Genomic DNA, 6,605 nt, shown 5'->3' with positions numbered 1-6,605 from the left:
TACAATTATCACGAACATTCCTAAATTGAATGGCACTCAAATAAGCATTTCATTTAGGGAGTGCCAAAACCCTTGATATACCGTAGGGTGGGCATTGCCCACCAGCCTTAAGTCAGGGACATTCTTCCTAAACCTGTCCTTCAAAACGTGCCATGGCACCTCTATATATAAGTAGGTTGGTGGAAATACCCAACTTTTGTCAATATTCCTCAAACCCTGACAAATGACAAATGACAAATGACAAATGACGATCCCTACCGTTAACTTTACTTTTTCCCACCGATTGACCTAGTTAGTTGCTGGGAAAATAGCCAGTGTTAGCACGTTGTAAATTGGTACTAGCACCGCCGCCACCTTGCTCGGCGACAACCTTTAAGCCTTCGTAGGCGAGGGTTAATTCCTCAATCGCCACGGTGCTAGAACTCGCTTGTAAGGCTGGCGTTTTCCAACCGACTGGAATCGCACCAATTAATGTCCAACATTGCATGGTTTCTCCGGCTTGATTAAAGACCAAAATGTTGACATTACGCCGCTCTTTTTTACCAGGATTGAGCGTTTTGTTAATCCAATCCCAAAACACTAAATCTTCGGTAATCCCCCGCTTTAGAGTAACATCATCAAATTTGGCTTGCTTGAGAAAGATGCGTTGCTGTTCGTTGACTCCTCCCTCAAAATAGACTTCTTTATCAATCTGAACCCCCAAACCAGAACACTCGCTAAATGAAGCCGTAATCTGACTTTCAATTTCGATGTAAAATCGATTAGCGGTGACGTAGTTAAGTTCGTGTGTGATATTACCATTGTCAGCCATTTATAGTAACCCTCTGTAGTTTTTATGGCGTTCGCGTTGCTTGCGTAAATCCTCTTGCATAAGCTGATACACTCGATCGCTGACTTTCCGCAAGAGTAAAGGATCTTGGGATACCTTGGCAGCAAGTTTTAAGAGAATCGTTCGTTGTTCATGGTTCATGATTGCTTATTTGTGTCTCATCCGTCTTCCCCGACTCTGCAATTGCGAGAGGTAACTCTCATCTTCTGGGTTAAATGCTTGTTTTTTAACCGTGGGCATTGTCCCGGAAGAGCCATTCGTTGAATGATCAACCTCTTCAACCTCGTCCCGTTGCTCCTCAACCCGGTTGAGCTGATGTCTTAATACTCTTGCTCGTTGCAGTACTTGTTGATATTGACCGAGTTCTGGAACTTCTTCCCAATTGAGGTCTACTTGATCCGTGACTGTGTTATTATAGGTTTTAGGCTTGGTGATTTGGCGGCGACGTCTGAGCTGATCAGCTCTGAGCTGAATTTCTTGAAAGCTATCAGTTTCTGTGATTTGGGCGACTTGCTCCTCTTTTTGAGTTTCGTCAATTTCAATGTTAATTCTCAGCAGTTTCTTAACTGTTTTAGCCACGACTTGACCGTAGCGGTCAATAATGACAACGCTAAAGGTGGTTAAGGCTAACCCGATGACTGGCGGAACTAACGGTATCCATCCTGCCTGCTGGACGAATAAAGTATAGGAAATACCATACAAAACACCACCAGCTACTATAGCAACGGGAATCAGAATCCAAGGACGGCGAATTTTCCAAGCCAGGGTTCCGCCAACAACCGACCAGAGAAAAATCCAGAGAATTTCAGTTCCTTGAGACCAATACCAAATTAAGGGACGACCCTCTAAAACGGTACTTAGAATTTGACTGACAACTTGTGCATGAAGGACTACCCCAGGCATTAACACTCGATCCTGAGCAGCTGCACTAAAGGGTGTAGCAAAATCATCATTGGCTGTGCTGGCGGTGTACCCGACCAAAACCACTCGGTCTGTGACAAGATTAGGATCAATATTGCCTTCTAAGACATCGGTCAGGGTTACTTGTTCAATGGCATTCTCACCTGACCAATTGATCATGATTTGGTAGTCAAAAGCACCTGTGTAACTATAGTTACCTGATTGGTCTTCTAGAGGAAGGAATATCGTGGAATCCAACTTGATGAATTCCTCTGGGGTGGTTAATTCTGCTTCGATTCCCTCTTGTTCCAGATATGACGTAGCTAACCGAAACGGTAAGGAATAGAGGAGGCTATCCGGATCTTGACACAGATGGGGATTTGCTGGGAGTGGTTCCACAAAGGGAGGAAATGAAACTAACGCTGTGCGGCGGATAACTTGATCCCGATCAAGCTGCATATCAGCAAAACCAACCCGTTCTGCGGGAACTCCGGGGGCGGGTGGCGTTCCGGGTTCAGTCGCAGAACTCATGACGCAGGCGGCGACCATGTTATCGTTTTGCTCAATAACCTGAATTAAATCCTCACGACCTTCGCCAATAGGCACATCCCGTCCAATGTCAATCCCGATCGCACGGGGTTGATAGTCTGCTAGTTTCTTGAGTAGCGTCGCTAATGTGGCATCCGTTATCGGAAACTGGTTATAGTTTCGGATATCCTCTTCGCTAATCCCCACGACTAACACGCGATCGCTTGGCTCAGATTCTGGACGCGATCGCACCAGTTGGTCATAAGCGTCCAGTTCAAATCCTTCTAACGCCCCCATCTGTCGCAGTCCCACAATCACCCCTGTAACCACCACACTCGTGATCACAACTGTGCCGCCAAATGCCATGATTCCCTTGCCTAGGGGATGCTGATTGAAAAATGAACGAATTTCAGAAATCATCTTGGTATTGCCTCCTGTTCGCTTGAGGGTTAATTTGCTGACAATGCCCACTTTAAGGCGGAATTTATTGGCATTCTCAGCCGGGGATTAGGATAATCGAACTTAATATAAATTAATGTAGAGTCAGTAAACCATAGCCACTTTCTAATTTTATCGGTATATTCATCACTTTTTTTAAAGAAGTGTAATGATACTAGGTTAGAAAGACGAGTCCGATAGAATATCAGTATATAATATAGTACCCAGGCTGGTTATTACTGTTATGGTGTTATGGGGTTTAAATTGTATACTGAGCGAGTTGAGGCAGTAAAGCTGCTCATTGTCAGCATCTTGGCTGAGTCGCGATAAATAAAGAAATCAGGTAATCTGATTTAGCGTTGCTTAAAATTTACAGCTAGAACCCGAAATTTTGCTGAATAGAGAGAAGTCGCTCTGTAGATGAATACGCTAACTTAGTTAAGCTCTCTACTACCGCATTAATCAAAATTGTATCCATTACTGCCATTGGCAAGGAGTAACATGAAAAAGCCCTCTATATATCTTAAAACGTTTTCCCTGATGTTGTCTCTGGGATTAGTGATGAGTGCCAGTGCCATGGCGATCGCTGGTCTCAAACCGAGTTCACCCAATCAGGAAAATCAGAAGCTTTCAGAAACGTTAGTCGCGGGGAATAAAGGTCTACGCTTCCGACGGCGGAGAATGCGAGCCTCTCGGCGCAGAACTGGAGGGTTCTCGCGGGGAGTCTGCAAAATAGGGGATGAAGAAAAGCCGGTTCATGTAACAGCATTATTACCGCAACTGCAAAGTAAGGAGTTGCCAGAAGATGCTCAAGAATCGTCCACCAATGCTCAGATTCCGGTTGAATTGACAGTCGAGGGAACTCCGACTTTCTTAGTTCATGTCACTGAGACTGAGGCAGAGGAAGCGGTATTTACACTAATGACGGAGAATAAGGATAAGGTTGTTTATGAAACAACTGTTTCTCTAAACAATCAAACTCCTGGAATTATCAGCATTAGCATCCCAGAATCCGATCCGGCTAATCCAGATAATGAGTTGTTACAAGTGGGGGAAATCTACAACTGGTTTGTCACCATTCCTTGCGATCAGAATGATTGGAGTCAAAATCCTACAGCAGAAGGCTGGGTGAAGCGAATTGCTAAGGAAGAGTCTCTGGCGCAAGAGTTAGCCAACACTCCAGATATTAACCACCCGAAAGTATTTGTGGATCATGGCGTTTGGACAGAAGCAGTGAGTTCACTAGCGAAATTGCGAGAGCGTTATCCGAATAATCCTCAAGTTCAAGCGGATTGGAAAGATCTCCTAGAATCTGTGGGGTTAGAGAATCTTGTTGCAGAACGTCCTGTTGATAGTCCTGAGTCGGGGGTTAACAATTAACCTTTTCTTCAGACGACTAAGCTAGTGTAAATTTCAACTCCACACCCTAATGTCTGCCAGGATTATGATGTAGATCAGGGCAAAGCTGATCCTCTTTTACTCAGTTAGAGGCGTTCTGGGGGAACGTCTCTACCGACAAGAATAAGGATAAGGCTAGACTTGTATCCATTACTGCCATTGGCAAAACGTAACATGAAAAAGCCCTCTATCTATCTGAAAACATTTTCCCTGATGTTGTCTCTGGGATTGGTGATGAGTGCCAGTGCCATGGCAATCGCTGGATTCAAACCAAATTCTTCCAGTCAAAATCATCAGAAGCCTTCAGAAACCCTCTTCGCTGGAAATAAGGGTCTGCGATTTCGTAACCGAAGCATTAGAGCGTCTCGGTGGAGAACCGCAGGATTTTCGCGAGGTTCGGGTATGTGTTACGCAGAGGAAGTCGAAGTCACACCGTTAGTACCAAAAGCGGCGGAAAAAAACACAGTTCCAGTTGAAGTAACTGTACTGCCGAATCCGACGTTCTTGGTTTATGTCAGTGAGACTCAAGCCAAGGAAGCGGAATTTGCATTACTGAGTCAAGATAAAGGGATTATTTATCACGAAACCGTTTCTCTAGATGAAACGCCAGGAATTGTCATGTTTAGTCTGCCAGAGCCGATGACAGAGGAGGAGGAGCTACTCAAAGAATCGGAAAAGTACCAGTGGGTATTTGCCCTCAGTTGTGATGAGGGGGGTGATGCTTCTGGAAATTTGACGGTCGAAGGGTGGGTTGAGCGTGTTTCTCCAGAAACCGAACTTGCTCAAAAGTTAGCCAATGCATCAGAACGGGAAAAGCCAGATATTTTCGCTGAGTATGGCTTCTGGATGGATGCAACAGGTACATTGGCTCAGTTACGTAAGGATTCCGATGATCCTCAAGTTCAAGAAAATTGGCAATCTGCCTTGAACTTTGCGGGTCTAGATCAACTGATTGAAGAACCGTTGGTGAGTCATTCTGGGTCAACTGGTGAAACCAATGCTGAAAATTAAGCTGTTTGACTCAAGGTTGTGAGTGATAGGTTCCAGGGAAAAGGTTTAACCTTTTCCCTTTTTGATTGCCGACAGACGTTATCTAGGTAACGTCTTTACACGTCTTTACACGTTCACCGTTTCCCGCAAGGCGTCCAACACGGTATCGTGAATCACACCATTGCTGACAATGACCCCCTGATTATCAGACAGTTTGGCACCCAGAGAAAAGTTGAGGGCTTTTCCATGCATATCAGTCACTCGTCCGCCAGCTTCCTCAACCACAATCGTTCCCGCCGCGTGATCCCAAATCTTTTCCCGATAATCGGGTGATTTAGGTGATGGCAAACGCAGGTAAAGCGATGCACGACCCGAGGCGACTGCGCCATACTTGGCTTGAGAGTCCATCCGCAACGAAGGCGTCGTAATGCCTACGGCTTTGGCAACTGCATCCTGTCGTGAGTGATCCCCATGACCGGATTCCACACTCTCGACAAAACGCATCGCTTCGGCATTATCAGCCTTTGTTACCTGAATCGGCTGAGGTTCTCCGCCAGAGATGGGAACCATAGTTGCACCCTGACCCCGTACCGCGACGAACAGGACACCCTTTTCTCCATCCGGTTGATATGGGGAAACGGGTAAAGCGGGACAAGCCAGAACACCGAGTTTCACTTCACCCAGTTCCACTAGGGCTAAAGCTACGGCATATTGGTCTTGACGCAGAAACCCTTTTGTGCCATCGATGGGGTCTAATGTCCAATAGCGCCCCCCAATCTGACTATTACCGCGATCAATCCAGTCCAATACCTGATCCGGTGTCGCATCACCAACGACAGACTTGACGTAGTGACTTACCCGATTCAGTTGATCAGCCATTTCGGGTTGACGCAACTGGGACGCATCTTCTTCACCCACCACTAGGTCATTAGGAAACGCCATCGCTAACGCTCGACAGATAACCGCCTGGGAACCCAAATCTGCCACTGTGACAGGACTTTTATCGCTCTTTTCCATCGCTTCAGTAACCTGTTCTTGGCGAACTTGCTCACAGAGTTTGGCTGCTGTCAGCGCTGCCTCAATAGCTACCTGTTTTTCTTGCTCGTAAGACATGGTAAATCTCTATTGCTCCATAATACTCTCAAAAAACCTGGCTAAGGACGGGAAGGTAAAACACCCAATTAAGCGGCTTTAGCCCGTCCTTACCCCCAAACCACTATTTCTTAGGCGGGTAACGAGGCAATCGCCATCGTGGGGGTTTGCTTAAAAAACTCCTATTCGTGAGCCTTTCAACGTTGATACCCTGCTACTGGTCGAGAAGCCGCTTCCCGTATTACCTTGAGTACCGTTTGGTTGCACCCTTGGGCTAGGTTTAACTTTCCCGATGTCACCACTGATCACGATCTGCCCTTTCCCTGTAGCCGGATGAATCTGTACAGTAGCAAATGGCTAGGAGCGATCGCTGTAACGCATTGCCGCTTCCATAATGACCTCTCGGTAGAGTGATCATCAAGGTTCTAGC

General features: G+C 46.1%; 6 protein-coding genes. 2 read left to right on the top strand and 4 right to left on the bottom strand.

What is annotated here, in order from left to right; translation table 11 throughout:
* Positions 1-292: 292 nt before the first annotated feature.
* From ACLFWI_RS24310 to ACLFWI_RS24300, 3 genes are read right to left on the bottom strand one after another with little or no spacing between them, the layout of a single operon-like run.
* Entirely contained in the window at positions 293-811 is a 519-nt protein-coding gene (locus ACLFWI_RS24310) for a phage tail protein (RefSeq protein ID WP_446346802.1), read from the bottom strand.
* On the bottom strand, positions 812-970 hold the full coding sequence (locus ACLFWI_RS24305; protein WP_446410977.1) for a hypothetical protein: 159 nt from the start codon (positions 968-970) through the stop codon (positions 812-814).
* A 6-nt stretch (positions 971-976) separates the two neighbouring features.
* Positions 977-2,677: a CHASE2 domain-containing protein gene (locus tag ACLFWI_RS24300; protein WP_446415061.1), complete on the bottom strand. Its 1,701-nt coding sequence runs from the start codon at positions 2,675-2,677 to the stop codon at positions 977-979.
* Positions 2,678-3,196: 519 nt separating this feature from the next.
* Between ACLFWI_RS24300 and ACLFWI_RS24295 the strand changes: the two genes are divergently transcribed.
* Together ACLFWI_RS24295 and ACLFWI_RS24290 are read left to right on the top strand one after the other, a co-directional pair.
* The gene (locus ACLFWI_RS24295) at positions 3,197-4,075 is read left to right on the top strand and encodes a DUF928 domain-containing protein (protein WP_446415060.1); all 879 of its coding nucleotides are present in this window, start codon (positions 3,197-3,199) and stop codon (positions 4,073-4,075) included.
* Between the two features lie 192 nt (positions 4,076-4,267).
* On the top strand, positions 4,268-5,104 hold the full coding sequence (locus ACLFWI_RS24290; protein ID WP_446415059.1) for a DUF928 domain-containing protein: 837 nt from the start codon (positions 4,268-4,270) through the stop codon (positions 5,102-5,104).
* Positions 5,105-5,209: 105 nt separating this feature from the next.
* Here the strand turns inward: ACLFWI_RS24290 and ACLFWI_RS24285 are convergent, their stop codons facing one another.
* A complete protein-coding gene (locus ACLFWI_RS24285; protein WP_446415058.1) occupies positions 5,210-6,196 on the bottom strand; it encodes a 3'(2'),5'-bisphosphate nucleotidase in 987 nt (328 codons plus the stop codon).
* Positions 6,197-6,605 lie beyond the last annotated feature (409 nt).

Source organism: Coleofasciculus sp., from assembly GCF_046539235.1.
Classification (GTDB): domain Bacteria; phylum Cyanobacteriota; class Cyanobacteriia; order Cyanobacteriales; family Coleofasciculaceae; genus Coleofasciculus.
Note: the sequence above shows the minus strand (reverse complement) of the source record. Positions and strands in the feature narration are given on the sequence as shown.

Excerpts from the sequence above, each read along its gene's own strand:
- ACLFWI_RS24285 (WP_446415058.1), bottom strand. The coding sequence starts at position 6,196 with ATGTCTTACGAGCAAGAAAAACAGGTAGCTATTGAGGCAGCGCTGACA.
- ACLFWI_RS24295 (WP_446415060.1), top strand. The coding sequence starts at position 3,197 with ATGAAAAAGCCCTCTATATATCTTAAAACGTTTTCCCTGATGTTGTCT.
- ACLFWI_RS24305 (WP_446410977.1), bottom strand. The coding sequence starts at position 970 with ATGAACCATGAACAACGAACGATTCTCTTAAAACTTGCTGCCAAGGTA.
- ACLFWI_RS24310 (WP_446346802.1), bottom strand. The coding sequence starts at position 811 with ATGGCTGACAATGGTAATATCACACACGAACTTAACTACGTCACCGCT.
- ACLFWI_RS24290 (WP_446415059.1), top strand. The coding sequence starts at position 4,268 with ATGAAAAAGCCCTCTATCTATCTGAAAACATTTTCCCTGATGTTGTCT.
- ACLFWI_RS24300 (WP_446415061.1), bottom strand. The coding sequence starts at position 2,677 with ATGATTTCTGAAATTCGTTCATTTTTCAATCAGCATCCCCTAGGCAAG.